This window comes from Campylobacter gracilis (genome assembly GCF_018374135.1).
GTDB lineage: Bacteria > Campylobacterota > Campylobacteria > Campylobacterales > Campylobacteraceae > Campylobacter_B > Campylobacter_B gracilis_A.
On sequence record NZ_JAHAFS010000001.1, the window covers coordinates 121733 to 147493 of the forward strand.

The following is a 25761-nucleotide window of genomic DNA, read 5'->3' on the forward strand; positions in this document are numbered from 1 at the left end:
TGCTAGGTTTATCGTGAAATAAAATTTTACAAACGCAGCTCCTCCGTGGAATTCTACGCGCATTAGTAACGAGATAGAATTTGCGAGGTAGAATTCCTTGCAGAATGGAAGAATTTTACGCGTTTTGCGCGGAGCAAATTAAAATTTCGTCGCGTTAAAATTTAGCAAATTTCAATCTGATGGAGTTTAACACGACCGTCACGGAGCTAAAACACATCGCGGCAGCGCCGTACATCGGCTTTAGAAGCACGCCAAGCGCTGGATATAGCGCGCCTGCTGCGATCGGGATACATACGGCGTTGTAAAACAGCGCCCAGAAGAGGTTTTGTTTGATCGTCCGCATGGCGGCACCGCCTAGGCGGAATAGATACAGCACGCTTTCAAGGTCGTTTTTTATAAAGATCACGTCGCCCGCGCCCTTGGCTACGTCGCTGCCGCCGTTCATCGCGATGCCGATACTAGCGGCTTTTAAGCTCGGCGCGTCATTGACGCCGTCACCCACGAAAAGCACCCGCTTGCCTTCGTCCGTCAGGGATTTGATGAACTCATATTTGCCGCTTGGAAGCACTCCGCTTCTTACCTCGTCGATGCCGAGGTTGCGAGCGACGAAATTTGCCGTTTTGGCGTTATCGCCCGTTAGCATGACGGTTTTTACGCCTCTTTTTTGCAGCGTCTGCACGACGCCGCGCGCTTCGGCTCTGATCTCGTCGCTAAATGCGATGAAGCCCGCGTATGAGCCGCCTATCGCGCAGTAAACGACGCCGAAGCCCTTGTCTAAAAGCTCCTCCGCTTCTACTTCGACGCCCGCATCCACGCCGCGCTCGCGCAGAAAGCCTGCACTGCCGCAAAGGATTTCGCCGGTGGGATTTTTAGCGACGATACCTTTTCCCGCGATGCTTTCGAACTCGCCGTTAAATTTAGAAATTTCGCCGAATTTCAGCTCGGCAAATTTTACGATCGCCTTTGAGATCGGATGCTCGCTAAGTTTTTGCGCGCTTGCTAGAGCGTAGAGATCTTGGGCGCTCAGATCGCTGAAGCTTACCGAAATTTCGCCCTTACTAAGCGTGCCGGTTTTATCGAAAACTGCAACGTCCGCGTCCTTTAAAATTTCTAAAATTTCGGGATTTTTGATTAAAATTCCAGCCTTTGCGGCGTTTGAGATCGCGCAGACGATAGCGATCGGCGTCGCAAGGCCTAGCGCGCACGGGCAGGATATGATAAGCACGCAGATAGCGGCGGATGCGGCATATGAGAGCCGCCCGTCAAGCGCCATCCACGCTATAAAGCTAACAAACGCGATCAAGATCACCGCGGGCACGAAGACATTTGAAATTTTATCCGCAAAGCGCGCGATCGGCATCTTTTTGTTGCCCGCCTCGTTTAGCAGATTTTTAATTTCGGCAAGCAGCGTCTGATGCGGGAATTTCGTCGCCTTCACGTAGATGACGCCGTCAGTGCTGACGCAGCCTGCGTTTACCTCATCGCCTACGCTTTTATAAACCGCCAAGCTCTCGCCGCTGATGAGCGAAGCGTCGATCTGCGCACCGCCCTCGACGATAAGCCCGTCGCAAGGGATGCGCGAGCCGTTTTTTACTAGCACCTTATCGCCTGGCTTTAGCGCTTCTGCGCGCACTTCGGCTATCGTGCCGTCGTCTTTGATCAAAAGCGCGGTTTTGGGGCTTAGATCGATTAACCCCTTGATGTAGTCGTTCGCCTTCATCTTGCTGCGCTCTTCAAGGTATTTGCCGAGCGAAATAAAGGCGATTATCATCGAGGCGGACGAGAAATAAAGATTGGTAAATTCGTTCTGCGCGCCGTGCGCATAGACCCACGCCGCGGCCGTTAGCGAATAGGCAAACGCGAAGAAGCTTCCCATCGCCACGAGTACGTTCATATCAAAGCTTCTGTTTTTTAGCGAGCCGTAAGCGTGATAAAAGAAGCTCTTGCCGCAGTAAAATAGGCTCACGCACGCCATCGCCGCGCAAAGTAGCGCCTTTGGAACGAAGCTTAAAAACCCGCTCATCTCCACCGCCATTACCGCCGCGGCTAAAATGAGAGCGAGGATTAGCCTAAATAGCGCCGCTTTGAGATTACTCCGCTTTTTGCGCTCCAAATCCTCGTAATCTACGGCGATGTCGTAGCCTAGCTTTTTGATCTTGGCTTTTAGCGTCTCCTCAAGCGCCGGATCAGCAAGTATGAACTCGCCGCTGCCGTTTGCGAAATTTACGTGCGCATCCTGCACCCCCTCGATCTTGCGACTTACCCGCTCGATCGCATTGGAGCAGTTTACGCAGCTCATCCCGACGATATTTAGAGTGATTTTGCTTGGCATCCGTTAGTTTTCTCAGGCTAGCTTTTCTGCGACGCTAAAGCCCAAATCGTCCATCTCCTCTTTAAATTTAGCCTCGTCGCGCGGATCTAAGCTTAAACTCACCACTCCGCTTGCTACGTCCACCTCGATCTCGCCGAAATCGTCCTTGAGCGCGTTTTTGATCGTCCTCGCGCAGTTTTCGCAGTGTATATTTTGCGCCTTAAATTTTACGCTTTGTTTCAAAACCATGAGCCTCTCCTTTGGATTAAAATTTCAAAACTTATACTACTTTTTAATAAATTTTATTTCAACGCCCGCTCCTGAAATTTAAGGGTTTTTCGTTATAATCACTCGTTTTTAAATTTAAGCTTTAAGGAATTTTATGGGACGAGCTTTTGAATACAGACGCGCTTCAAAAGAAGCTAGATGGGGGAAGATGAGCAAACTTTTCCCAAAACTGGGCAAGGCCATAACGATGGCTGCGAAAGAGGGCGGCGAAGATCCGCTGATGAACTCTAAACTGCGCGCCGCGATCGCCACGGCAAAGGCGCAAAATATGCCCAAAGACAACATCGACGCGGCTATCAAGCGCGCAAGCGGCAAGGATAGCGCCGATATCAAAACGATCTTTTACGACGGCAAGGCGCCGCACGGCGCGCTTTTAATAATCGAATGCGCCACCGACAACCCGACCCGCACCGTCGCAAACGTAAAATCGATTTTAAACAAAGCTAAGGGCGAGTTTTTGCCGAGCGGCAGTTTGAAATTTATGTTTTCGCACAAGGCCGTTTTTGAGACTAAGCTGCCGAGCCGCGACATCGAGGAGCTGGAGCTTGAGCTCATCGACTTCGGTCTTAGCGAGCTTGAGATCAACGAGTTTGAAAACGATAAGGGCGAGCTCGAAAAGACGCTTCTAATCTACGGCGAATACGAAAGCTTCGGCACTCTAAACGAAGGTATCGAAAAGATAGGGCTTGAGATCATCAGCGCAAGCTTAAAATTCGTCGCCAACGAAAAGCACGAATTTAGCGAGGAGCAGCTTGGCGACATAGACACACTGCTCGAGCGGCTAGAGGATGACGACGACGTACAGGCTGTTTACACCAATATCGCATAGGAGAAAAAATGGAAAGCTTAAAAATTTACGACATCGACGCAGAGGCTTTGGCGCGCGATAAATACGCCGTTATCAAAACCGAAAAGGGCGATATGAAGCTGGAGCTTTTCGGTGACGAAGCCCCGCAGGCGGTTACGAATTTCGCTAGCCTCGCGCGCAGCGGGTTTTACAAGGGGCTAAATTTTCACCGCGTAATTCCAAATTTTGTGATCCAAGGCGGCTGCCCGCGCGGCACCGGCACGGGAGGCCCCGGCTGGCGTATAAAGTGCGAATGCGACCGCCAAAAGCACAAGCACGTGCGCGGCGCGCTATCGATGGCGCACGCGGGGCGCGATACGGGCGGTAGTCAGTTTTTTGTCTGCCACAGCGCGCAACCGCACCTAGACGGCGTGCACACGGTGTTCGGGCAGATCGTAGATGAGCCTAGCCTGGCGGTTTTGGACGCGATCAGACAGGGCGATAAGATCATCGATATCGAGATTAAAGAGAGTCTGCAATCGTGATTAAATTTAAACCGCGGGGCGCCAGACCGTGATAAAGATCGGCACGGACATAACCGCGGTGCGCAGGATCGCGGCGCTTCGCGCAAAATACGGCGCGAAATTTCTAAAGCGCATTTTAAAAAAATCCGAACGCTCATCCGCGCTGCGCGATGAAAATATCGCGGGCATCTATGCCGCCAAAGAGGCGCTTAGCAAGGCGCTAGGCACCGGCATCGGCGCGGAATTTGGCTTTAAAGACGCTAAAATTTACAAAGACGCCCTGGGGGCGCCGCATTTAAAAATCCGTAAAAAAATCCGTAAAAAATTTCATATCAAATCCGGAAGCCTTAGCATCACGCACGACGCAAACGTCGCAATCGCGGTAGTCGCACTAAAACTTAATAAGCCGCGCTCAAAGTAACGAAGCGAAGCGGCGCGACAGCAAGAACTCCGCGTAAATTCTGCATAAATTTTGCACGACGAAATTTATGAGGTTAGGCGCAGATTATGTAGAGTAGTATTTCGCGGTGCAGTACACGATGCGGCAGCAAACCTTTGACTATCTCAAATTTTATATTTGCCGACTTAAAATTCTACATTCATGGATGAAATTTTAGAGCACAAAATTTACCGCAACGAAATTTTGGAATTTCATTGCGCCGCAGAATTTTGCTTTAAATTTAAGACTTGGAATTTTATAGCGGCGAGGCGGCATAAACTCAAAAGGTAAAATTTCAGCTCCGAATTTAGCGACAGAAGCATAGATTTTCTATTAAAATTTCACGGCGAAATTGCGCTTTGAAATTTACAACGGATACGAAGCCTGCTCTTCCTAATGTATCGCATCATAAAGATTAAGCGAAAGTTCATGAGCCAATGAAACACGCGCCGCGACGGCGTGCGTTCGTCGTGCCCATCTTAAGCAAGAGCTTTGCGCCGTACTTATGCCAAATGCCGCAGATAGCGCGGCATTCTCTACCGCCATGTGCGAAAAGACGGAGGCGGGCTTGCGTAGCTACATTTACCGCTTAGTCTGCCGCTAGTTTAAGCACACACAGATAAGCGGCATGCCCACAGCAGCGAGCGATCAAAATTTACACGGCGAAATTCACAAATGAAATTCCGCGGGCTGCAAATTTAGCGCTAAATTTTTAAAATTTCACGGCGGCGCAAATTTTAAAAATTCCATGCAGGGCGGATTTAAAATTTTAAGCCGCGAGCTCACGGGGCTAAATTTAGCCGCCAAGAAGTTCGCAAGTCTCTGCAAAGTGGAATTTTATCAAAGCGCGACGCCGCAAATTTTTAAATTGCTCGTATTTCGGCGGCGAGTTTACGCGGCTTACGTTTTCGCGCGAAGTATAAATTTTAATGTATATATTTTGACCGCTTTAAGACTGCGCCCAAAGCCGCCTCGTATTTAGAGCCGTGTTTTAATCGCTCGCGCCAAGATACGATTAAATTTAGAACGTAAAGCGTGCAATCATAGCGCTGGCTTACGTCAAAACGCCTAAAACTACGACTAAAATTCCAAGCCGCGACCGAATTCCCGCGCAACGAAAGGCGAACTACTCCGCCTTTTTTAGATTATCGGCGAGCAAAAACGCAAGCTCTAGCGCCTGATCTGCGTTTAGACGCGGATCGCACTGCGTTTCGTAGCGCTGTTTTAGCGTCTCTTGCGTTACGTTAAACGAGCCGCCCGTGCACTCTGTGACGTTTTGACCGGTCATCTCAAGATGGATGCCGCCTGCATGCGTGCCCTCCGCAGCATGGATCTCGAAAAAGCTCTGAACCTCGCTTAAAATTTTAGAAAACTCGCGCGTTTTGTAGCCGTTCGCGGTCTTGACGGTGTTGCCGTGCATCGGGTCTATGCTGTATAGGATCGCTCTGCCCTCGCGCTTTAGCTCGCGTAAAATTTGCGGCAGCCGCGCGCCGATCTTATCCGCGCCCATGCGGATGATGACGTTTAGCCTGCCTGCTTCGTTTTGCGGATTGAGCTTGTCGCAAAGGCGCAAAATTTCATCCGCGGTGCCGCTCGGGCCGATCTTGACGCCGAGAGGGTTTTTGATACCGCTTAAAAAATGCACGTGCGCATCGTCCGCGCCGCGCGTGCGCTCGCCGATCCAAAGCATGTGCGCCGAGCAGTCGTACCAATCGCCGCTGGTGCTGTCGATGCGCGTCAGACACTCCTCATAGTGCAGCAGAAGCGCCTCATGCGAGGTGTAAAGCACCGTCTCGGCAAGGCTCGGAGAGTTAGCGGCGCTCAGCCCGCACGCCTCCATAAATTTAAGCGTGCGCGAAATTTCATCGCTCAGCTCGTTAAATTTAGCCTCCAGCTCGCCCTTTTTCAAAAAGCCCAAATTCCACTTATGCACCTCGTGCAGGTTCGCAAGACCGCCGCGAGAAAAGGCGCGCAGAAGATTTAGCGTCGAAGCGCTTTGATGATACGCCTCGATCATGCGGGCAGGATCTGGCTTGCGCGCCGCTTCGTTAAACTCAAATCCGTTGATTATGTCGCCGCGGTAGCTAGGCAAACTCACGCCGCCAACCTCCTCGAAGTCGCTGCTGCGCGGCTTTGCGAACTGCCCTGCGATACGACCCACCTTAACGACGGGGCGTCCCGCTGCAAAGGTAAGAATAATCGCCATCTGAAGCATTACTTTAAACATATCGCGGATATTATTCGCGCTAAAATCATTAAAGCTCTCCGCGCAATCGCCGCCTTGAAGCAAAAACGACTTGCCTTCGCTGGCGCGCGCAAGCTCGGCTTTTAGGTTGCGAACCTCGCCCGCGAAAATTAACGGCGGCAGCTTGTAAAGGCGATCTTTAGCGGCCTGCACCGCACTTTCATCCTGATAAATCGGCTGCTGTAAAATTTTATAATCTTTCCATGACGTCCTACTCCAGCTCATAGCCCCTCCTAGGTTTCGTAAAAATTTCGCGATTATACCGAAATAAGCTTTTATTAACCCAAAAAATCTTAAAATAGCGTCTTTAGGCAATTTGGAAGGAATTTTATGGAAGAAAACCGCACTAAAGGGCTAATGCTTGCTCTTGCCACCTTTGTTATGTGGGGCGTTTTTCCGATATATTTTAAGCTCATACGGGGCGTAGACGCGGTGCAAATTTTAGCACATCGCATAGCTTGGTCCTTCGTGCTGCTGCTTGTTTTTCTATGTTTTACGCACCGCTTAAAAAACGTCGCACGGCTTCTTAGCGCCCCTAAAATCGCTCTCACGCTGCTTTGTACAGGACTACTTATCAGCACAAACTGGGGCATTTATATCTACGCGGTAAATTCCGATCAAATTTTAGCCACCAGCCTCGGATATTTCATAAATCCTCTATTTTCGGTACTTTTGGGCGCTTTGTTTCTGCGCGAGCGATTAAGCGCGGCGGCGAAATTTTCTTTGCTGCTAGCCTTTGCGGCTATCGGCGTGCAAATTTACGCGCTAGGCAGGCTTCCCATAATCTCGCTCGTGCTACCGCTTAGCTTTGCGTTTTACGGGCTCATACGCAAGAAGGTAAAAGTGCCTAGCTTTGAGGGGCTGTTTTGCGAGACGACGCTGATGCTGCTGCCCGCACTTGCGTTTCTGATCTACTGCGCGCTAAAAGGAAGCGGCGCCTTCGGCTTTAACGCAAGCGGCGCGCTGCTGTTTGCAAGCGGGCTGATTACGATTTTGCCGCTGCTTACTTTCGCCGTAAGCACGCAGTATCTGCCGCTATCTACGATCGGCTTTATGCAATACATCAGCCCTAGCATGAGCATGCTGATTGCAGTATTTATCTACGGCGAGGAGCTTGAGACTTACAAAATTTTGAGCTTTTCGCTAATTTGGTTCGGGCTCGCAGTCGTGGGCTTGGACGGCTTAAGGAGAAAAAATGGCTAATTTCGCTTTGATGTTCGCAGTCGCCCTTGCGGTGGGCGCGCTCGTGTATTTTCAGGTCCAAAAGGCTTCCGCGCGCGCAGACGCCGTAGACCCAGAGCTTAGCTCGCAAAGATATATGAAATTTTGCGATATTTTAGAGGACAAACTGCGAGATCTAAAGCGGCTAGAACTGCACGACGAAAGCGCTCGCGAGAGTTATCTAGACGAGCTTGAGGCTCTTAGCAAGGAGTTAGTCTATATCAAAACGATGCATCAAAGCAACCTAAATCCCGCCGTGTGGGAGGGTAAGCTATTTGAGTTTCTAAGTAAAACGGACGCGCTTATCGAAAAATACGCCGCGGACGCAGAGCGCTCGCTGCAAGACTGGCGCAAGCAGCTGGAGATGGAATTTAAGAATTTGTAGCGCGAAATTTTAAGCGGCGAATTTCGCGGGTGTCTATATCGGTAGAATTTTAACGCCTAAATTTATATAATTTAACGCGCCGCAACTCTCGGAATTTTTAAAATTTACATACATGCCGGAATTTTGCAAACCGCTTGCGTCATAGCGACAAAATTCCATGCGTTTTATAAAGCAAAAACGACGCAAATTTTAAATCGGCGTAATTTATATAATTTTGCAAGATACACAGCAACCGCGAAGCCGATAATCGCGTCTGTAAATTTTATAGAATTTACTCATTGGCGGACGCGGTATCTGCAGTCTTGGATCCCGCTTGCTCTAGCTGCTTAGACGCATTGCGCCTTAAAATTTTATCGTACTCCTCCACCTTTATCACCTTGCCCTCATACTCTATTTTAAGATAATATTCCAATTTTTCTAATTGCAAATATCTAAAAAAATTATCCAAATCAAAGCCGCCTGCACCCTTAGGCTCATCGCCGCAGAGCGCAGAGTAGCGCTTTATAAGCGTATCGTAGATACCAAGTAGCGCTGTATTTGGCGTTACCGAGCCGCATCTATTAAGATCGGGCAGCGAGCCTTTGTTAAGCTTGATTACATCATTTTCCGAATACTTTGAGCGCTCCGTCATCATATATCTAAGCAGCTCATACCTAGAGCTGTTTAATAAAGTCCAATCTAAAATAATCTCATCGTAACAATAATTATCCATATGCTCTAGGTATATTTTCTTATACTTCCTCAACGTATCCAAATCCTTACGGCAGTCATCGTATTTTTTTTTGAATACGCTCATCGTCCGGAAGCCCTGCTAAATCGTATTTAAGTAGCAGATTTAGCATACTCGCGTCATATCGTTGCGGCAGCATCTGATAGATGGAGCAGTTCGGCTGCCGCTCATCTTTGCGGTGTTTGAGCGTAAAAGCAATACAATGATCGTCCGTCCAAGCGGTAATCTCAGGTCTTACGCCGCTGCTAAGCATAAGCTCCGTCATCTGCAAAAATCCGCCTGCTACGGCATAATAGAGCGGATCGGATACCGCACTAGTACCTTCACTTTTAGGCGTTATGGAATATGTCTTTACCTGTGCGTCGCTAGTAACAACCAAATAGGAGTCACCGTATCCAGGGTATGTAAGCCACGGACGAACATATTTAACGCCAGAAAAGCTAGCTCCGTGCTTAAGTAGAATTTCTGCGGCAGCGGTAGAGTTATTTTCGATAGCATAGCTTAACGCCGAATGAGAAAAATCGTCCGTGCGGTTGATATCCGCTCCGTGATAGATCAGCTCCTCGGTGGTATTTGCATCGTTGTAAAAACTGGAATACATTATCGCCGTGATACCAAACTGCAGCGGATCGCCCGCAGTGATGCGCTGCTCTCGCATAAATCCCAAAATACGGGCAGTATCCTTGGAGCGCAAAAGCTTGCGGAAATATTCCATCCGCTCATCGCCCTGCACTACGCGCTCGTCCAAATCTAACTCGGCGCCCAGCCTTTCGTACCGGTACCTTGCTATTGCGGCGCGATCCTCGTCCGTTAGCGGCCGATTGGAGGAGTTGCCAGAGGCTGCGGTGTGGCTCGCTGTGGAATTTTGCGCGGGCTGAGTTTCGGATCTATCCATAAGTGCACCGCCTGCGATCAAGAAAAATACGCCCGCCGAAACAACCAAGCACGCTATGATGAGCTTGGATTTTATCTCTTTCAAAGCAACCTCCGCAAATAAAATGACAAATACTACCGAGTGTGAGCTTAGCCGAATATAAACGGGCGGAATTTCACAAGGCAATTTCGCTCGGGCGGAATTCGCAGGGCGAGGTTTAAGAGGGTAAGGCGTAAAATTTTATCGGTAGCATTCTATGGCGATAAAACCCGTCGTTTAAAATTTAAGTTCAAATTTTAGCGGGCGCGAGCAAATCTGGCACAGATCGCGCTTGGGGCATTTATGAGCCGCGATAAATTTAAAATTTCATGCATAGGCTGCGACGAATAGCACAAATTAAGCGCAATTCGTATTTTGAAAATATCCTCGAGCGTCTTGGATCATCACAGAAGAGCGGCTTTGCCATAAAATTTTAAATTACGACAAAGCCTTCAAGCAATTAAAATTTCAATCGGCGCGGCCTAAACGTCGTTAAATTTAGCAGTTATTTTGGCCTGAAGGGCTGGCGAATTCGCTATGCAGTCTTTTTTGAATTTCAAGAAATTTTTTCTTAGCGTCTTGAAGCTCTAAGCAGTACTCTTTAAACTTTGCATCATCCTTCGACATATCAGCAAAATCCTCAATCGAGGCGTCTATTTTGCGGATGAGTTGCGGTATGCTCTCGTCACTTATTTTTAGCACCTCTTGCGATTTTACGGGCGCACTTGCCCTTTGAACTTGATCGTTTTTCATCTTCTCTTTTTTGTAATCTTTCAGTTCCGCGAAATCTTGACGTAATTTTTTGTGAAGGCGAAATATCTGTACTCCCGCCATAGCAAATTCTGAAAAATATGATCTAAATTTAGGATCCTCTTCCGTCAAATTTTTAAAGTGCACGAGCGGTCTTTCGTGCTCATAGATAATATCTATCATATTATCGTAATTTTTTTGCAATCTTTCGATCATATACAATCACTCCTTGTGCTTCTTGTCAAGCACTGATTCATGCAAATATAGAAAGGAAATGGATCTCCTGTTCCAAGTAAATATTCACATTCCGCAACGCACAGCTCATATTCGTCATCGTGGCATTGTTGCTCTTTATCATTATTACCTGCCATTGCCGCCATAGCGACCAAACTTGCTAAAAAGCAAGAAACTAAAACTATTTTTCTCATAACATCTCCTTTATGAAAAATTTGCGAGATATTATCATTTTATATCTTAATATAAAATAAATTTATGTATAGCCGTTCTCATAATCTATGAAATTTAAAATAGCTTGCGATGTAGAATTTTAAAATCTCGCAAATTCGCAAAGGGCGCAAATTTGCGAGATGAAGCGAGGGGTCCCGCTTAAATTTTATTTGCCGCAGCCGCATTTGCCCTGAGCGGCAAGCTTGCGGCGGATATAGGCGATTTTGCTTTGAAGCGGAAGGTGCTTAGGACAGTTGTCCTCGCAGCCTAACAGCGTCATACAGCCGAATACTCCGTCATCATCGCCGATTAGCTCGTAAAAATCCTCGTCGCTGCGTTTATCCAGCGCATCGATCTGAAAGCGCGCTATGCGGTTGATACCGACGGCGCCGATGAAATCCTTTCGCATTATTGCGGTACCGCAGCTCGCCACGCAGATGCCGCACTCGATGCAGCGATCCAGCTCGAAAACCTCCTGCGCGACCTCCGGCTCGACCTTTTCTTCAAGCTTTGAGATATCGGTTTCGTGATCGGTGTGGATCCAACTCTCTACGCGTTTGCTCATCGCGTTCATCCAGTTGCCCGTATCGACGCTGAGGTCTTTTAGCAGCTTGAAAACCGGAAGCGGCATAAGCTCGATCACGCCGTCCGGATAATCCTTAGTAAGCGTGCGACACGCAAGGCTCGGCTTGCCGTTTACGAGCATACCGCAGCTACCGCAGATACCCGCGCGGCAAACGAAGTCGAAGCTTAGCTCGGGATCAAATTTCTCACGAATCACGTTAAGCGCGATAAATAGCGTCATTCCGTCGGTCTCTTCAAGCTCATAAGTAGCGAAGTGCGGCTTTGAAATTTTGCTTAGCGGATTGTACTTAAATGCCTTTATTGTTATTTTTCTACTCATATCCTATACCTGCTCTTTCGTTAGGTGCTTTATATTTTGGCTGCAATTCATAATGCATCAATGCTTCTTGAATTTCATATCTGCCTTTGCCCTCGGCTTGCATTTTCTCGCGAATTTCATCGACCTCTTTTTGGCGCACGGCGCTGTCCGGATGCTCGATGATATTACCTTTGGCGCCGTATCCGCGGAACGCAGGCGGCATCTCCATCTTCATAATATCAAGCGGCTCGTAGCTTAGAGTAGGCATAGTATCGCCCTCTTTCCAGTTTGCAAGCGTTCGTTTTAGCCAGTTTAGATCGTCGCGCTTCGGGAAGTCCTCGCGAAAGTGCGCGCCGCGGCTTTCTGTGCGATCAAGCGCACCCTTGGCGATACAAAGCGCAAGCTTTAGCATCTTCGGTACGCGATAAGCCTCCTCGAGCTCCGGGTTTCCAAAAAGCTCTTTATTACTTACTTTGACGTCTAAGGACTGCTTGTAAAGCTCCTCGAGCTCTTTTACGGCTTTGGCTAGCCCATCGCCGGTGCGGAAGATCGCGCAGTGCTCCCACATAACGTCTTTCATCTTGTTTTTGATCTCGAATACGTTAAATTTACCCTCTTTTTCAAGCAGGCTTTTAATGTAATTTTTCTCTTTATCCACGAATTTTTGTATATCGTGCGTATTAATATCGACGTCGTGTCCTTGGCAATACTCCGCAAAATACTCGCCCACGATCATTCCTGCGACGACGGTTTCGGCGACGGAATTTCCGCCCAAGCGGTTAAAGCCGTGCATATCCCAGCACGCAGCCTCGCCGGCGCTGAAAAGCCCGGCTAGCGTTGGACTCTCGCCCGTAGCTTTTGTTTTGATGCCGCCCATCGAGTAATGCTGCATAGGAAGGATCGGAGCCCAGCCCTTGCCGCGCTTTCTGCCCTGCTCGTCGGTTATTACCTCGGTGTCGGCGGGATCGATGCCGTTGAAAATCTCGCAAATTTCTTGTACGTCGCGTAAATTTTTCTCGATATGCTCGCGTCCGAGGATCGAAATGTCAAGCCAAACGTGCTCGCCGTAAGGGCTTTTGACACCCTTGCCTTTTCTTATATGCTCCATTATGCGGCGGCTTACGACGTCGCGGCTAGCAAGTTCTTTTTTCTCAGGCTCATAATCCGGCATAAAGCGGTAGCCGTCCACGTCGCGTAAAATTCCGCCGTCGCCGCGGCAACCCTCGGTAAGCAAAATTCCGCTCGGAACGATAGGGGTCGGGTGAAACTGCACCGCTTCCATATTTCCAAGCTGCGCGACGCCGGTCTCAAGCGCGATAGCAGCACCTATACCCTCGCACACTACGGCATTCGTGGTGTGCTTATATACTCTGCCGTAGCCGCCGGTAGCGATCAGTGTGCCCTTTGAGACGTATGCGATCAGCTCGCCGGTAACCAAATCCCGCACGATTGCGCCGTAGCAGCGGTTATTTGCATGAATTAGTGCGATCGCTTCTTTTCTATCATGAATATCGACGTTATGCTTTAACGCTTCGTTTGCAACGGCAAAAAGCATCGTATGTCCCGTAGCATCGGCAGTATAGCAGGTTCGCCATTTTTTCGTACCGCCGAAGTCGCGGCTATGAATAAGCCCGTGAACCTCATCTTTTTCGGTGATCGTGGTTTTTTGAGCATTGATAATAGCGCTTCGCTCGCCTCTAGTAATCCTGGTCCAAGGAACGCCCCAACCCGCAAGCTCGCGGATCGCTTTAGGCGCCGTTTGCGCAAACATCCTAGCGACATCCTGATCACAGCCCCAGTCGCTTCCTTTTACGGTATCGGCAAAGTGCACGTCCTCGTTGTCGCCTTCGCTCATCTTGGAATTTCCCAGAGACGCCTGCATGCCGCCTTGAGCCGCCGCAGAGTGCGAGCGCTTAACAGGGATTAGACTCAAAACGATGGTGCTAAGCCCCTTCTCTCCGGTAGCGATCGCAGCTCTTAAGCCCGCCAAACCGCCGCCAATAACTAAAGAATCGCAATATATTACATTCATCCTAAGCTCCCTATTCTAAACTTAACCATTTGAAATCGGCGATTATCGAAAGCAAGAAAAATACACCCCAAACGATAAAAACCGCCTTTTTAATGAAGGCTCTTTTCCTTTGAATTTCAGCCTTCGTGCCGTCTATGCTGATCCATTTCATATAAAGTCTATAAATTCCGATGCTAGCGTGAGTTACTACGAAAATCAATAAAACGAAATAAAATAGATGAAGCTGTCCGAATCGAGCAATAGCAAGATCTGCAGTAATTTTCGGACCGAATACAATCATTAAAATATGAGCTGCCGCAAAGAAAAATAGGAAAAATCCCGTCCAAAACTGAAACCACCAAAGCGTCGTGTCGCAATGCTTCATTCGCATTTTGTGCGCTTTAAACGCCCTGTAAGCGGCGTAATTAGCTGGAAATTTTCTCATCGCCAAAAACGCATGAACTACGAAAATCACGAAAATTACAAAAGCGACGATGTTTGTAACGAAATAAATTCCGCCCGGTTCGGCGAAATGTACGACGCCCTCAAACGCGCCCTTACCGATCAAAATCGTGCCGGTAAATATCATATGACACAGCATGAAACAGGCCAAAATCAGCCCGCTGATGCTTTGCGCCACGTCTTGCAAAGCCATAATGCGACTCTTTTTGCCGTCTATGGATCTGCCCGTAAAGCCTTCAATGCGACCTAGCATAGGTTCTCCTTAAAAAAGATGATTATAAATCCCCGCTAAACGAAAATTTACATTTTTGTAAAGAGATTATATTACTTTTTAACTTTAGATTAATTTAATTTCTACAAATTAGTTTTTTCTTCAAAGACTGCTTTAAGAAAACTGCTATCAAAAACATCACCAAAGATAAAATTTGCCCCATCGATAAATTTAAAAATATAAACCCAAGTCCATCGTCCGGCTGCCTAAAAAATTCCACGAAAAATCTAAACGCCGTATATAGCATCGCGTATAAACATATCAGCTCGCCGTTAAATTTCTTAAATTTATGGTAGAAAAATAAAATCGCAAAAATAACGAGCCCTTCCAAAACCGCTTCGTAAAGCTGGCTTGGGTGACGCAACGTGCCGCCTACCAAAATCCCCCACGGCTCGCTCGTCTCGCGCCCGAAAAGCTCCTGATTTAAAAAATTTCCTACGCGTCCGAAAAAATACCCAAGCGGCACGCTAAGCGCCACGAGATCGAGCAGCGCCCACATATCGGTTTTAAATTTTTTGCAAAACCAAACCGTCGCGATCACGAATCCGACGACCGCGCCGTGATAGCTCATACCGCGAATGCCCACGAACTCGCCGTTATGAAAGGGGTTGAAAATTTGCCACGGATGGCTGAAATACCACGCCGCCTCTCCCGAATAGATCGCGATGTATCCAAGCCGCGCGCCCAAAATGACGCCAACCTCGACCCAGATAAAGTAGCGATCAAGCATCTTATCGCTGAAGTCAAGCCCGTCTTTTCGCACGAAATATTTGGCGATAAATAGCGCCGTAAGTAGCGCCAAAACATACATAATGCCGTACCAATGCACGTTTATGCCAAACGCGCTAAATGCCACGGGATCAAAGTGAGCGTAAATTTCGTTCCAGTAATTCAAATTTTTCCTTTGTTTTAAATTTTAAAATTTAACGGCACGCATCGGACGCTGCGGACGCACGCTCTGTAAAAGACGCAGAGCGGCGCATGCGCAGGCACTAAATCTCAGTTTTCGAACGCGCGAAACACGTAATGCGCAGATGCTTAGCGATAGCGTCAAACGATGCGCAGACCACCTCGCATGAAATTTCGCACGACGGCGCCAGATGGGGCGCAAAGCGCTACACGTAAAGCACCGAGCGGCGATACCAGACAACATACGAAGCGGCACGCAAAGTGGCGCGACGCGGACAAAGCTCGCAGTACCCTAATGCAGGCGGCGCAAAACGAGAGCACCGGACGCCGAGCAAAACTCGCAGTGCGCGCAAAACAAACATCAGGCGGCACATGCGCAAAATACCGAATGCCGCGCAGAATTAAAACGACGCGCGCGATATGACAAACGCCGACGCGCAAAACAGTAAGGCAGATACTTTGCATCCGCGCAGATAATGCAGATAAAATTCGCCCGTCTTGCTTAGCTTATCGCACCCGCAGGAGCTGTACCGGCTACAGCGCAAGAAATTCCGAAAGCAAGCTTTAAATTCTATCTCTACGCAGCACTCTCCGTGCCGAGCGCGCAAAAACACCGAGCGAGCACTCTAAATTTTAAATTCCAAGCCCCAGCGTCTCTTTCATCACGCGGCAAAAATCCGCCAAAAACCACCCGAGCGCCTTGTAATAGCTGCTTTTGGCGTTTATCTGCACGTACGTAGCAAGCGCGGAAAAGCTAGGAATGATAAATTGTGCCAGATATAGTGTCAAAATTTTATGCGATTTCGCGTCCGTGTTTTGCTTAAAAATCATGGCAAGCAGCGCCAGCATATTGGCCGCATGAGCGCTTTTAAGCTCTGCAAAAGGCTTTTTAAAGCGGCATTTTTCATAAAACAGCTCCACTTCGCTTTCGCTTATGAGCTTGAAAAAATCCATCTCAAACGCCCTTTTTAGCGCCTCAAAATCGCGCCCTAGCGCCGTATAGTCCTCGCCCTGAACCTTTTGCCAAAGCTCGTGACCGTTTTTGTTCTCGATATTTTTGTTTACGATGATCCAGTTTTTGCCCAAGCCGCGCAACTTCTGCTCATCTATCACGCCTTTAAAATTCGTCGCAAAGATTATGCAGATCACCGAGTATAGCTCGCCTAATTTCATCTTTTTCCTTTAAATTTAATCAAATTTCGCTCGCTTTTTTTAGCTTTTCGATGCCGAATTTTTCCCAAATCCTGCTTAAAGATCGATCCAAGCTCTGCTGCTTCTTATCGATCTCGCCAAAGAGCAGCGAGCCGCCTGATCTGCCGCCGAAATTTGAAAGATTTAGCGCTACGTGGATTATCTGCGCGCCTTTTTTCACGTCGCAGAGCTCAAACAGCTCAAGCGCGGTCTCGCTCAGCAAGCTTAGACTAAATGCCCTATCCTGGCTGATCTGATGCGAAAACTCGTCGCGCGATTTATAGCGGATCTTTAGATCATACGTCGCGGGCTTTAGGTCCCTTGCGAGCACTTCGCCCGCCAAATGGCGCGCCAAAATTAAAATTTTACGCCGCAGCTCGTCCCGATCGGCGCACGGCGCGAAGCTGCGCCCAAAGCCGATACTCTTGCGCTCGCGCTTTGAGACGACCTCGCCCTCGTCCTCGCCGCTAAGGGCTGCGAAAATTTTCCTGCCGTTTGCGCCCATCTTTTCAAAAATTTCTCTGTGCCCTAGCGCGTCGCCGAAGCTTACGATTCCGTATTTGCCGAGCGTTTTTTGCGCCGCTTTGCCGATGCCCGGGAATTTTGCCACAGGCACGGCGGATAGCTCGCGCGCGATTTGTGATTTTAAAATTTGCCGCACGCCGAAGGGCTTAGCAAGGCTAGTGGCGAGCTTTGCGATCAGTTTTGCTTCGCTAAGGCCTACGCTGCACGGAAGGCTAAAGCGGCGCATAATCTCGCTCTGCAAAAACGCGGCAAAGCTCAGCGCGTCCGCGTCGTATGCCGTGCCGCGTAAATTTAGAAAAAACTCGTCGATGCTAAATTTTTCGATCTCGGGCGTAAAGTTTAGTAAAAACTCATAAATTTCGCGTGAAATTTTACGGTATTCGCCATGTCTGGCGCGCACCAAAATGAGCTGTGGGCAGAGTCCGAGCGCGATTTTAACGGGCTGAGCCGAGTGCACGCCGTCCGCTCTAGCCTCATAGCTCGCGCTTAAAATCACGCTTCCAAGCTCGCTCTTGCCGCCGAAAATCTCCTCATCGCCGCCTCCGACGACTGCGATCTTTTTGCCCGCAAGCGCGGGATCGGCGAGTCTCGCTACAGAGACGAAGAAGCTGTCCAAATCGATATGAGCTATCAAACTATGTCGATCCCAAAACCGCTAAGCCCGGCGTAGTCTTTCGGCTCGCTCTTGCTTAAAATTTTGATTTTTCTCACGCCCAGATGCGCTAAAATTTGCGCTCCGATACCGAAGCTCTTAAAATCAGCGCGATTTTGCGCGGATTTTAGCATCAAAAGCACGCCGCCCTCTTTGCGCAAAACGTCCAGATCGCGCATGAAATCGTTAAATTTCGTATCGCTTAAAAATTCCAGATCACTTGAAATTTTATGAAATTTCACATTCGTCTGCGCGCTCTTTCCCTGCTCGCCGAAAATATAGGCGCGGTGCTCGTTGCCCTCGTGATCGCTCACGTCGTAAAATTTCGCCGCCTCACCACACAGCAGAGCGCTTTTTGGCTCGCTAAATTTAACGAGAGTTTCGTGCTTTAGGCGGTACTGCACGATCTGCGCGACCGAGATCATATTGATGCCGTGCTGCGCGCAGAATTTTTCCAGATCGTCCCTGCGCGCCATATCGCCGTCGTCTTTGACGATCTCGCAGATCACGGCGCTTTGCGAAAGCCCCGCCAAGCGGCACAGATCCGTAGAGCCCTCGGTGTGCCCCGTGCGAGCGAGCACGCCGCCGCTTTTGGCGATAAGCGGGAAGATATGCCCGGGGCGGACGAAATCATCCGCACGAGCGCCCACGCGCGACATCAGCTCGATCGTCATATTACGCTCATACGCGCTTACGCCCGTCTTGGCGTCCTTTGCGTCGATCGTGACGGTAAAGGCGGTCTCGTGGCTTGAAGTGTTTTTATCGACCATTAAGTTTAGATCTAGCTGCTGCGCAATCTGCGGGCTAAGCGCCACGCACAGCACTCCGCGAGCATGCGTGATAGCAAAATTTACCTTTTCCGCGCTGCTAAATGTGCTCGCAAACACCAAATCGCCCTCGTTCTCGCGATCGACGTCATCGACCATAACGAGCATTTTACCGTTTTTCAGATCCTCGATCGCCTGCTCTACGCTGATCATTATCTCTCCTTTAAATTTAATTCTACAAATGCCGCTTTTAGCTTCTCAAAAAGCGGGGCGAACGAAACGCCGTTTACGCGGACGTTTGCGATCGTCGTGATAAAATTCGTATCGCGCTGCCACCGAGGCACGAGATGATAGTGCACGTGCTCGGCGATACCCGCACCCGCGGCGGCGCCTAAGTTCATGCCGATATTTACGCCGTTTGCGCCCAGCGTGCGCTTTAATATCCCCACTCCGGCGCGCACGTAGCGGCTCATCTCCGCCCACGCATCGTCGCTAAGACACTCGATATTATCGACATGCTCGTAAGGTATGACCATAAACGCGCCCGGGCTGTAGGGGTAGAGGTTCATCACCCCGAAGCAGTGCTGCGCGCGAAAAAGCACGCCGTTGCGATCATCAAACGCCGCATCCGCCGCCGCGTCGCAAAAGGGACAGCCGCTTCTTTTTTCGGTAAAATACTCGCTTCGCCAAGGGGCGCAAAGATAATCCATCTCTTTTCCTTTCCGAAATTCCAAAATTCTATGGAATTTTAAAATTTGCGTTTAGCAAAATTCTATGAAATTTGGAATTTAAAACTTCTAAATTTCATAGAATTTTATTTACGCAGCTCGCGCTTGCTCGCACGGCATAAAGTTATGCGCGGGGTACGCGCTCTTTACAAATCTCGGGCTGCGCAAGGCGCTTCGGTGCGACATACGCTTCGCAGATCAAAGCGCACGGCGGGCGATACTAAATCCGCGGGCAGTTTGCGTGCGGATTATAACAAAACTTTGACGCACTCACAGGCACGGTACGCGATGCCAAACCTGCGCCGCAATCACCGTCGCGACACGCGATAAAATTTAACGCGGCGCGGTCATAGCGCAGTCGTAATACAGCTGCGGCTTAATCGCGGCGTATTGCAGGGTATCGCAGCCCTGCTAAGCCCCTACGCCGTTCGCTTTTACGATAGCTCGCTGCGCAGTTATCGTATGCGCAGCTCCTCTGGGCGGCTTAGGTCGCGAGCTACGATTAAATTTACGGCGCCGCGCAATCGCCAAAACTGAACTTGGGTATCGCGCTAAGCATACAAGGCGCTACAGCAGACGCGCAATTCTCGGCGCTCAATGCTACAAGCGCAACCGCGCGCGCGAAGCTTCGCAAACGTAAAGCTAAATTTAAACCCGCGCTTTTTGCACCAGCTCGTGATGCGACGGAAAGCTATACAAAGGAAAGGCGTAAATTTAAACCTCGCTTCGCAGCCGCCCGCGCAGCGCACACGATAACGAACTTACTACGCTAAAACGTAGTGCGGATACTTACGCAGCGTGTGATACTAAATCTCGTCACAACCGCTAAATTTAAAGAACTGCTAAATTTTAAAGTCCGTCGAATTCTACGAATTTTAAAATTTACTGCCTTAGAATTTCGCTCCCTTCGCTAAATTTAACTTCTCGTTCCGATTCAGTCTTTCGCGATCAAACAAGTGGGTTTAAATTTAGCCGCCCGCGCCGAGTTTTATCTCGCGCAGTGCCGCGCCGACGTCATTTTGGCGCATAAAATGCTCGCCGATCAAAAACGCATCGACGCCCGCCTTATGCAAACTTAAAAGCTGTTCGTGCGAGTGCAGACCGCTTTCGGCGACGATGATCTTGCCATTTGGAATCAGCGGGATTAGCCGCTCGCTCAGGCTCGTATCGACCTCGAAAGTCTCTAAATTTCGATGATTGATGCCGATAATATCAGCCCCTGCAAAGATCGCTTTTTTCAGATCATCCTTATCGTGGATCTCGCACAGCGCCTCAAGTCCCAGCCTGCGGGCAAACTCGAGCAGCTCTCTTAGCTGTTTGCCTTCCAGAGCTTTGGCAATCAGCAGGATAAAATCCGCGCCGTAAACCAGCGCCTCGAGGATCTGATAGCGATCGACGATGAAATCCTTGCGCAAAATGGGCGTGTACGTGTAGCGGCGTATCTGCGGGATGAACTCCAAATCGCCTCTGAAATAATGCGGCTCGGTAAGCACCGAAAAGGCGCTGGCGCCTGCATTTTCGTACTCCACGGCAAGATTTAGCGGCTCAAAATCCTCGCGGATGATCCCTTTGCTCGGGCTTGCCTTTTTGATCTCGGCGATGATGCGAAGTGGGTCCTTCTCATCGCTTCTAAGCGCGTTTATGACGTCACGCGGCTCGTAAGGATTGGCGCTTAGCGAGCGGCCGAGCAGATCCTCGGGCAGCTTTTCTTTGCGAAGCGCGAGATCCTCGCGAGTGCGTTTTAAAATTTCATCCAAAATCATCACTACTGCCTTGGCGTCTGGGTTTTAGAGCCAGTAGGCTCTTTCGACGTAGAATTCTGCTCTGGCATAAAATCCTGCCTCAATATGGAATTTTGTCTTGACGAGGCAGAATTCTGCGCGGCGGAATTTATGGGCGTCGCTAAATTTTCAGAAGTCGCGGAATTTGGTGTCTGATTTTGAACTGCGGAATTTGCAGACCCAGCAGAATTTTGCGAAGCGGAGTCTTTTGGCGTTAAATCACGCGTTGCAGCAGAGCTTGGACGCGCGGAATCTAACGCAGAGCTTTCGGGCGCCGTAGATTTTATGGAATCAGGCGCAGGAGTTTTTATTGCCGGGCTTTGCGGTGCCTGATCTTTCGGCGCGGGACCTTTAGAGCCTTTTATCGTAGCGGGGTTTTGCGATATAGAATTCTGCGGCGCTACGCCTGTGCCCGCGGCGCACGCATCGATCGCCTCTAAATGCTCTTTGCCTTCAGGGGAATTAAAAAATTCTGCGTCTTTGATCTTAGCCATTTCATTTTTAGCCTTGTCGCACTCGCCAAGCTTGTAGTATCCCCAGGCAAGCGAGTCCAGATAATACGGCGAGTCGGGGTCTTTTTGTAGGGCGCGGCGGACAAGCTCGATGCCCTTGCGAACGTCCAAATCATGATCTATTAGGATGTAGCCGTAATAGTTTAGATGCACGGGGTCTTTAAGCTGCGGCGCGATATTTTCAAATTTTGCCACTACGCTAGATAGGGTCTTAGCATCTACGTTTTTGCCCGCACTTTCATATTCGTAGATCGCCTCGATCGCCAAAAAGTCATAATTTTTGGTCTTCATAAACTCATCGCGCGCCATTTTAATCGCGGTTTTATAGTCTTTCTTATGCGCGTAGGCATCGATTAGAAGCTCGCGCTTGTAGTCGTATTTCTTCAAAAGCTCGATTATTTTATCAAAGTCGTTTGAGTAGTAATAAATCGCTATCATATCATCTAAGAATTTATTATCCCCTTTGGCTTCATACAGCGCTTCATCGATCTTAGCGACATCTAAATAGCGCTTATTCGCGCGATACACATCAGCTAGCAGCTCGCACGCCATACCCTGGGCGCAGCCGTAGATACGCCTGTGTGTCTCGATGATGCGGATCGCTCCGTCCGAATCATCGAGTTTATTTAGTAACACGTCGCATAATCTAATGAGATTTTCGTCGGTTTTGTCTAGCTCATAGGCTTTTTCAAAGTAGGTTTTGGCTAAAGTAAAATTCTCCATCGCATAATATGTCGCCGCTAAGATCGCATAACTTCGCGAAACGGGATCTACGGTGACTAGCTTAAGAGCAGCGGTATTAGCGTTTAGATTATCTTTAATGCCTAAGTAGTAGCCGATTTTTACTCGCAGATACTCGGAGTCTGAGCTTAGGCTTTTTTCGCCGAGCTTTAAATAACGCGCCGTATTTTTACGATCTTTGATCGCAAAAGCGGTCTTTAGCGCCTCTAGCAGATAAACGGACGAGCCTGTTTTATTGTATGCCTTTTCGTATAAAAACATCGATGCAACGGGATCTTTATGCAGTAGCTCCAAAGCTGTAAGCAAATCGAAATTTAACTCGGCATCCTCTTGCGCTCGCATCGCGTGATTTAGCTTTTCTTTGGTTATATTTTTAGCGCTTACGCCGCGATTTATCAAGCTCTTTTTAATTGCATCTTTTGCACCCTTTTTTGTGCCAATGCTAGAATTCCGATCAGACGCCTTTTTATCCGTAACGGACCGCTTCGCCGCTGCAGCATTCGTCCCACTCTCCGCACTTAGATACTGTGGCGCTAAAATCATCGCCGCGATTAAAATTCCGCTTAAAACCTTACCCCGATACATTCTTCCTCCAATTCTTTAGTATGCGTTTTAAAATATTCCCAAAACGGAAAGCTACGGCATTGCTTCGGACGCAGCTCGTAAATCCCGCAATTGCGCTGCGTCTCGTCAAAAAACACGCACGCTAAGCCGCCTTCAAAGGGCTTTTCTTTTACGCTAAATTTAGCGCCTATTTTTTGTAAATAAATTTCTTTAAGCCTTGCGGGCGAAATTTTAAATTTTGCCGCTAGCGCCGCAATCTCGCTCTCATCTATCCAGATATAGCCGCTCTCTCCGGTGCAGCACTTGCCGCCGCAGCGCTCACACGCGCTCGCATCAAAGCTAAAGCCAAACTCACTCATAATCCACGCTCGTTAAATCCGCGCTTTTGTAGATCGCTTGGGCTTGCTCGGTACGCCTTCCATGCGCGCTAGCGTAGATCGGAAGGATGATCTCACAGGGCGAGCGCGAGTTCTTACGAGCCTGCAAAAGCGCGAGCTTAGCGGGCTTTGAAATGTCAGGATAGACAAAACCAAGCCTCGTCAAATTTAGCCTAAACTCGCCCAAAAGCTCGCAAATTTTAGCTAGTTTGCCCGCCTCATAGCAAAAAATAAGCGTACCGCCAGGCTTAAGATGAGCATTCGCAGATCGCATAAAATCCCGTAGGCTAAGGCTTGCTGCGCTCTTACTAAGCGCCATATAAGGCTCTTTGCTAAGCGAAATGCGCTCTCGATAAAAGGGTGGATTTGAGACGATAAAGTCAAAACGCTTCTCGCTTTTAAACTCCGCAAAATCCGCGTGCAAAATTTCGGCAGGCAGATCGTTTTGCAAAGAATTCAGCCTTAAGATTTCTAAATTTCGCTCTTGAATTTCTAGCAAGCTTAGATTAATGCTTTTAAAATCGCGTTTTAGCAAAAGCCCTAAAATTCCACATCCTGCGCCCACATCCAGCACGTCGCCGTATATCACTCGCGGATTTAGCGCGCCTTTTAAGCTACGATCATCGCAAGCGGCAAACCCGCCGTCATTCAAGCACTCCGCAACAAAATCCTCGCGCGCTTTGGCGTCTTCAAATTTGCTCGCGAAATCTTTATAGTGCGTCTTTTGAGATTCTAAAAACTGCGCGATTTGCTCGTCACAAAATTTAAAATTTTCACCGCTTGCAATGTCAGGCTTTAAAACATGCCAGGCTTCGTCGCTTTGAAAATCAGAATTTTTGCAGTGCTCGCTTTGAAATTTCGCCCGAAGTCCCGCTTTAAATTCTCTTTTAAATTCCGCCTGAAGTTCAGCGCAGCCCTTACCTCCAAAATCGCGATCATTCTCCGCGCTATGGTTAGGGACATACAACTCTTCTTTGCTAAAAGCACAATCCGCAGCGCAAAATTCCGCTTCGCAGCCTGCGTAATCCGCAGCGCAAAATTTTGCATTAAAGCTCCTATCTGCTACGCCTTTAAATTCCGCGCCACAGCCCAGCGCTAAAGAGCCATTTTGCGATGCTGCGTCAGCTTGACGCACGCCTGAGCTTCTTATAAAATTCCACAAAAAAATCGTATCGCTCGTGTAGCGATAACCCTTTTTTGGCTGATAAAGCCTCATCTGCGGATGTTTTTGATGATGGTATGGGCGTGATTTATTGCCACCACGATCGATCCGCCGCTTCTGCTGATGAGATCTCCGCCCACGTAAAGCCCGCTAGTGGCGGTTTGGAGATTTTCATCCACGATCGGCACGCCGTTTTCATCGTAAGCGATGCCGCATTTTTTAAGAAAATCAATCGGGCTCGTGCCGCCGATCGCGTATATCACGCGGTCAAATACGAGCTCGGTGCCATCATCAAATTTCACCAGCACCTTGCCGTTTTCATTCTCAAGAGCCTCTATATCGATACCTAAGCGCAAGATGATGTTGCCGTATTTGGTCTCGCGCATTACGTCGCTTTCATTCGTCTCGTTTAGGCGGGTAAATTTAGGCTTGCGATAGCAAAGCGTCACGACATTGGTTTTACATAGCGCTATAGCGTATTCAGCGGCTGAGTTACCGCCTCCAACGACTAGAATTTTTTCATTGATCGTGCATTTATCGAGATTGAAATTTACGCGTTGCGTGATCGAAGGCGGAATTTTATAAGCGGGCTTATTAGGCTTGCCCATCCTGCCAATTGCGACGATGACGTTGCGCGCGCGGTATCCAGCCGAGCTAGTCGTGATATAAAACTCATCTGCGTGCTTTTCGATCTTTTCGACCTCACTTTTGAAATTCGTATCGATTTCGTCGCTATCTAAGAGCTCGTCGAAATAATTTAGCACGCTCTCTTTTGTGCCGGTTTCAAACGAAATAGAGCCGCGCGTCTCACTGTCAAAGCCCTTATATTCTTTATCGACGCGCTTTTTGTCTTTGTAAAACTGCCTAATCGTTTGAGAGTGGTTGTCGCCTTTTTCAAGCAGAAGCACGTGCGCAAGCCCGTTTCTTTTGGCTTCTACTACGGAAGCGATGCCGCAAGGACCGCCGCCGATCACCGCCAAGTCGTAAACGTCTATCATAAATTTCCTTTAATCTTTTAAATTTCATACGAAATTATAGTAAAAATTCCATTAAAATCAGTGGAATTTCCTAGCAATTTCGCAGCTTTAATTTAAAATTTTAACGCTTTAAGATGCTTGCTTGGCTAAATTTGAAAAGACAGAATTTTCTCCGTTTAAATTTTAAATTTCACGGCGCTTCAATCCG

At 48.6% G+C, this 25761-nt stretch carries 25 protein-coding genes; 5 read left to right on the forward strand and 20 right to left on the reverse strand.

Going from position 1 to position 25761, the window contains the following annotated elements; translation table 11 throughout:
- Nucleotides 1-154 precede the first annotated feature (154 nt).
- Together KH703_RS00695 and KH703_RS00700 are read right to left on the reverse strand one after the other, a co-directional pair.
- Complete coding sequence (locus KH703_RS00695; protein WP_304293251.1) at nucleotides 155-2332, reverse strand: cation-translocating P-type ATPase; 2178 nt, start codon at nucleotides 2330-2332, stop codon at nucleotides 155-157.
- A 12-nt stretch (nucleotides 2333-2344) separates the two neighbouring features.
- On the reverse strand, nucleotides 2345-2560 hold the full coding sequence (locus KH703_RS00700; RefSeq protein ID WP_304293253.1) for a heavy-metal-associated domain-containing protein: 216 nt from the start codon (nucleotides 2558-2560) through the stop codon (nucleotides 2345-2347).
- 133 nt (nucleotides 2561-2693) lie between these two features.
- On the opposite strand from KH703_RS00700, the gene KH703_RS00705 reads away from it, so the two are divergent.
- The 3 genes from KH703_RS00705 to acpS are packed head-to-tail and all read left to right on the forward strand — an operon-like array spanning nucleotide 2694 to nucleotide 4331.
- A complete protein-coding gene (locus KH703_RS00705) occupies nucleotides 2694-3428 on the forward strand; it encodes a YebC/PmpR family DNA-binding transcriptional regulator (RefSeq protein ID WP_298041037.1) in 735 nt (244 codons plus the stop codon).
- 8 nt (nucleotides 3429-3436) lie between these two features.
- The gene (locus tag KH703_RS00710; protein ID WP_298041035.1) at nucleotides 3437-3931 is read left to right on the forward strand and encodes a peptidylprolyl isomerase; all 495 of its coding nucleotides are present in this window, start codon (nucleotides 3437-3439) and stop codon (nucleotides 3929-3931) included.
- 28 nt (nucleotides 3932-3959) lie between these two features.
- Entirely contained in the window at nucleotides 3960-4331 is a 372-nt protein-coding gene (gene acpS, locus KH703_RS00715) for a holo-ACP synthase (RefSeq protein ID WP_298041033.1), read from the forward strand.
- 1144 nt (nucleotides 4332-5475) lie between these two features.
- Here the strand turns inward: acpS and KH703_RS00720 are convergent.
- Nucleotides 5476-6819, reverse strand: a complete 1344-nt coding sequence (locus KH703_RS00720; protein WP_304293257.1) for a class II 3-deoxy-7-phosphoheptulonate synthase — start codon at nucleotides 6817-6819, stop codon at nucleotides 5476-5478.
- 105 nt (nucleotides 6820-6924) lie between these two features.
- Here KH703_RS00720 and rarD point away from each other — a divergent pair, with 105 nt between their 5' ends.
- Together rarD and KH703_RS00730 are read left to right on the forward strand one after the other, a co-directional pair.
- Entirely contained in the window at nucleotides 6925-7797 is an 873-nt protein-coding gene (gene rarD, locus KH703_RS00725) for an EamA family transporter RarD (RefSeq protein ID WP_304293259.1), read from the forward strand.
- Nucleotides 7790-8200: a hypothetical protein gene (locus KH703_RS00730; protein WP_304293261.1), complete on the forward strand. Its 411-nt coding sequence runs from the start codon at nucleotides 7790-7792 to the stop codon at nucleotides 8198-8200. Before rarD ends, KH703_RS00730 begins: the two co-directional genes overlap by 8 nt.
- A 271-nt stretch (nucleotides 8201-8471) precedes the next feature.
- Here the strand turns inward: KH703_RS00730 and KH703_RS00735 are convergent, their stop codons facing one another.
- The 17 genes from KH703_RS00735 to KH703_RS00815 all read right to left on the reverse strand — a co-directional run bounded on the left by KH703_RS00735 (nucleotide 8472) and on the right by KH703_RS00815 (nucleotide 25574).
- Nucleotides 8472-8945 (reverse strand): hypothetical protein, encoded by a 474-nt coding sequence (locus KH703_RS00735; protein ID WP_304293263.1) that lies wholly within the window; start codon nucleotides 8943-8945, stop codon nucleotides 8472-8474.
- Nucleotides 8946-8967: 22 nt separating this feature from the next.
- Nucleotides 8968-9909 (reverse strand): ankyrin repeat domain-containing protein, encoded by a 942-nt coding sequence (locus KH703_RS00740; RefSeq protein WP_304293264.1) that lies wholly within the window; start codon nucleotides 9907-9909, stop codon nucleotides 8968-8970.
- Nucleotides 9910-10341: 432 nt separating this feature from the next.
- Nucleotides 10342-10809, reverse strand: a complete 468-nt coding sequence (locus tag KH703_RS00745) for a hypothetical protein (RefSeq protein WP_304293265.1) — start codon at nucleotides 10807-10809, stop codon at nucleotides 10342-10344.
- On the reverse strand, nucleotides 10806-11021 hold the full coding sequence (locus KH703_RS00750) for a hypothetical protein (protein ID WP_304293266.1): 216 nt from the start codon (nucleotides 11019-11021) through the stop codon (nucleotides 10806-10808). The genes KH703_RS00745 and KH703_RS00750 overlap by 4 nt, the downstream gene beginning before the upstream one ends.
- A 185-nt stretch (nucleotides 11022-11206) precedes the next feature.
- Entirely contained in the window at nucleotides 11207-11944 is a 738-nt protein-coding gene (locus KH703_RS00755; RefSeq protein WP_304293268.1) for a fumarate reductase iron-sulfur subunit, read from the reverse strand.
- Nucleotides 11937-13955: a fumarate reductase flavoprotein subunit gene (locus KH703_RS00760; protein ID WP_304293270.1), complete on the reverse strand. Its 2019-nt coding sequence runs from the start codon at nucleotides 13953-13955 to the stop codon at nucleotides 11937-11939. Before KH703_RS00760 ends, KH703_RS00755 begins: the two co-directional genes overlap by 8 nt.
- A 10-nt stretch (nucleotides 13956-13965) precedes the next feature.
- Complete coding sequence (locus KH703_RS00765; protein WP_304293271.1) at nucleotides 13966-14649, reverse strand: fumarate reductase cytochrome b subunit; 684 nt, start codon at nucleotides 14647-14649, stop codon at nucleotides 13966-13968.
- Between the two features lie 94 nt (nucleotides 14650-14743).
- Nucleotides 14744-15562, reverse strand: a complete 819-nt coding sequence (gene lgt, locus KH703_RS00770; RefSeq protein WP_304293272.1) for a prolipoprotein diacylglyceryl transferase — start codon at nucleotides 15560-15562, stop codon at nucleotides 14744-14746.
- A 647-nt stretch (nucleotides 15563-16209) separates the two neighbouring features.
- A complete protein-coding gene (locus KH703_RS00775) occupies nucleotides 16210-16749 on the reverse strand; it encodes a hypothetical protein (protein WP_304293274.1) in 540 nt (179 codons plus the stop codon).
- Between the two features lie 19 nt (nucleotides 16750-16768).
- Nucleotides 16769-17926, reverse strand: a complete 1158-nt coding sequence (locus KH703_RS00780) for a DNA polymerase IV (protein WP_304293276.1) — start codon at nucleotides 17924-17926, stop codon at nucleotides 16769-16771.
- Nucleotides 17923-18924: a bifunctional 3,4-dihydroxy-2-butanone 4-phosphate synthase/GTP cyclohydrolase II gene (locus KH703_RS00785; protein WP_304293277.1), complete on the reverse strand. Its 1002-nt coding sequence runs from the start codon at nucleotides 18922-18924 to the stop codon at nucleotides 17923-17925. Before KH703_RS00785 ends, KH703_RS00780 begins: the two co-directional genes overlap by 4 nt.
- Nucleotides 18924-19421 carry an HIT domain-containing protein gene (locus KH703_RS00790; protein ID WP_297903569.1) on the reverse strand — a complete coding sequence of 166 codons (498 nt, stop codon included), beginning with the start codon at nucleotides 19419-19421 and terminating at the stop codon, nucleotides 18924-18926. The genes KH703_RS00785 and KH703_RS00790 overlap by 1 nt, the downstream gene beginning before the upstream one ends.
- 986 nt (nucleotides 19422-20407) lie before the next feature.
- Nucleotides 20408-21202, reverse strand: a complete 795-nt coding sequence (gene trpC / locus KH703_RS00795; protein WP_304293280.1) for an indole-3-glycerol phosphate synthase TrpC — start codon at nucleotides 21200-21202, stop codon at nucleotides 20408-20410.
- A gap of 2 nt (nucleotides 21203-21204) precedes the next feature.
- Nucleotides 21205-23058: a hypothetical protein gene (locus tag KH703_RS00800; protein WP_304293282.1), complete on the reverse strand. Its 1854-nt coding sequence runs from the start codon at nucleotides 23056-23058 to the stop codon at nucleotides 21205-21207.
- Nucleotides 23037-23396, reverse strand: coding sequence for a YkgJ family cysteine cluster protein (locus tag KH703_RS00805; protein WP_304293284.1), 360 nt, complete (start codon nucleotides 23394-23396; stop codon nucleotides 23037-23039). Before KH703_RS00805 ends, KH703_RS00800 begins: the two co-directional genes overlap by 22 nt.
- Nucleotides 23389-24630 carry a tRNA1(Val) (adenine(37)-N6)-methyltransferase gene (locus tag KH703_RS00810; protein ID WP_304293286.1) on the reverse strand — a complete coding sequence of 414 codons (1242 nt, stop codon included), beginning with the start codon at nucleotides 24628-24630 and terminating at the stop codon, nucleotides 23389-23391. The genes KH703_RS00805 and KH703_RS00810 overlap by 8 nt, the downstream gene beginning before the upstream one ends.
- A complete protein-coding gene (locus KH703_RS00815) occupies nucleotides 24627-25574 on the reverse strand; it encodes an NAD(P)-binding domain-containing protein (RefSeq protein WP_005872145.1) in 948 nt (315 codons plus the stop codon). Before KH703_RS00815 ends, KH703_RS00810 begins: the two co-directional genes overlap by 4 nt.
- Between the last annotated feature and the right edge of the window lie 187 nt (nucleotides 25575-25761).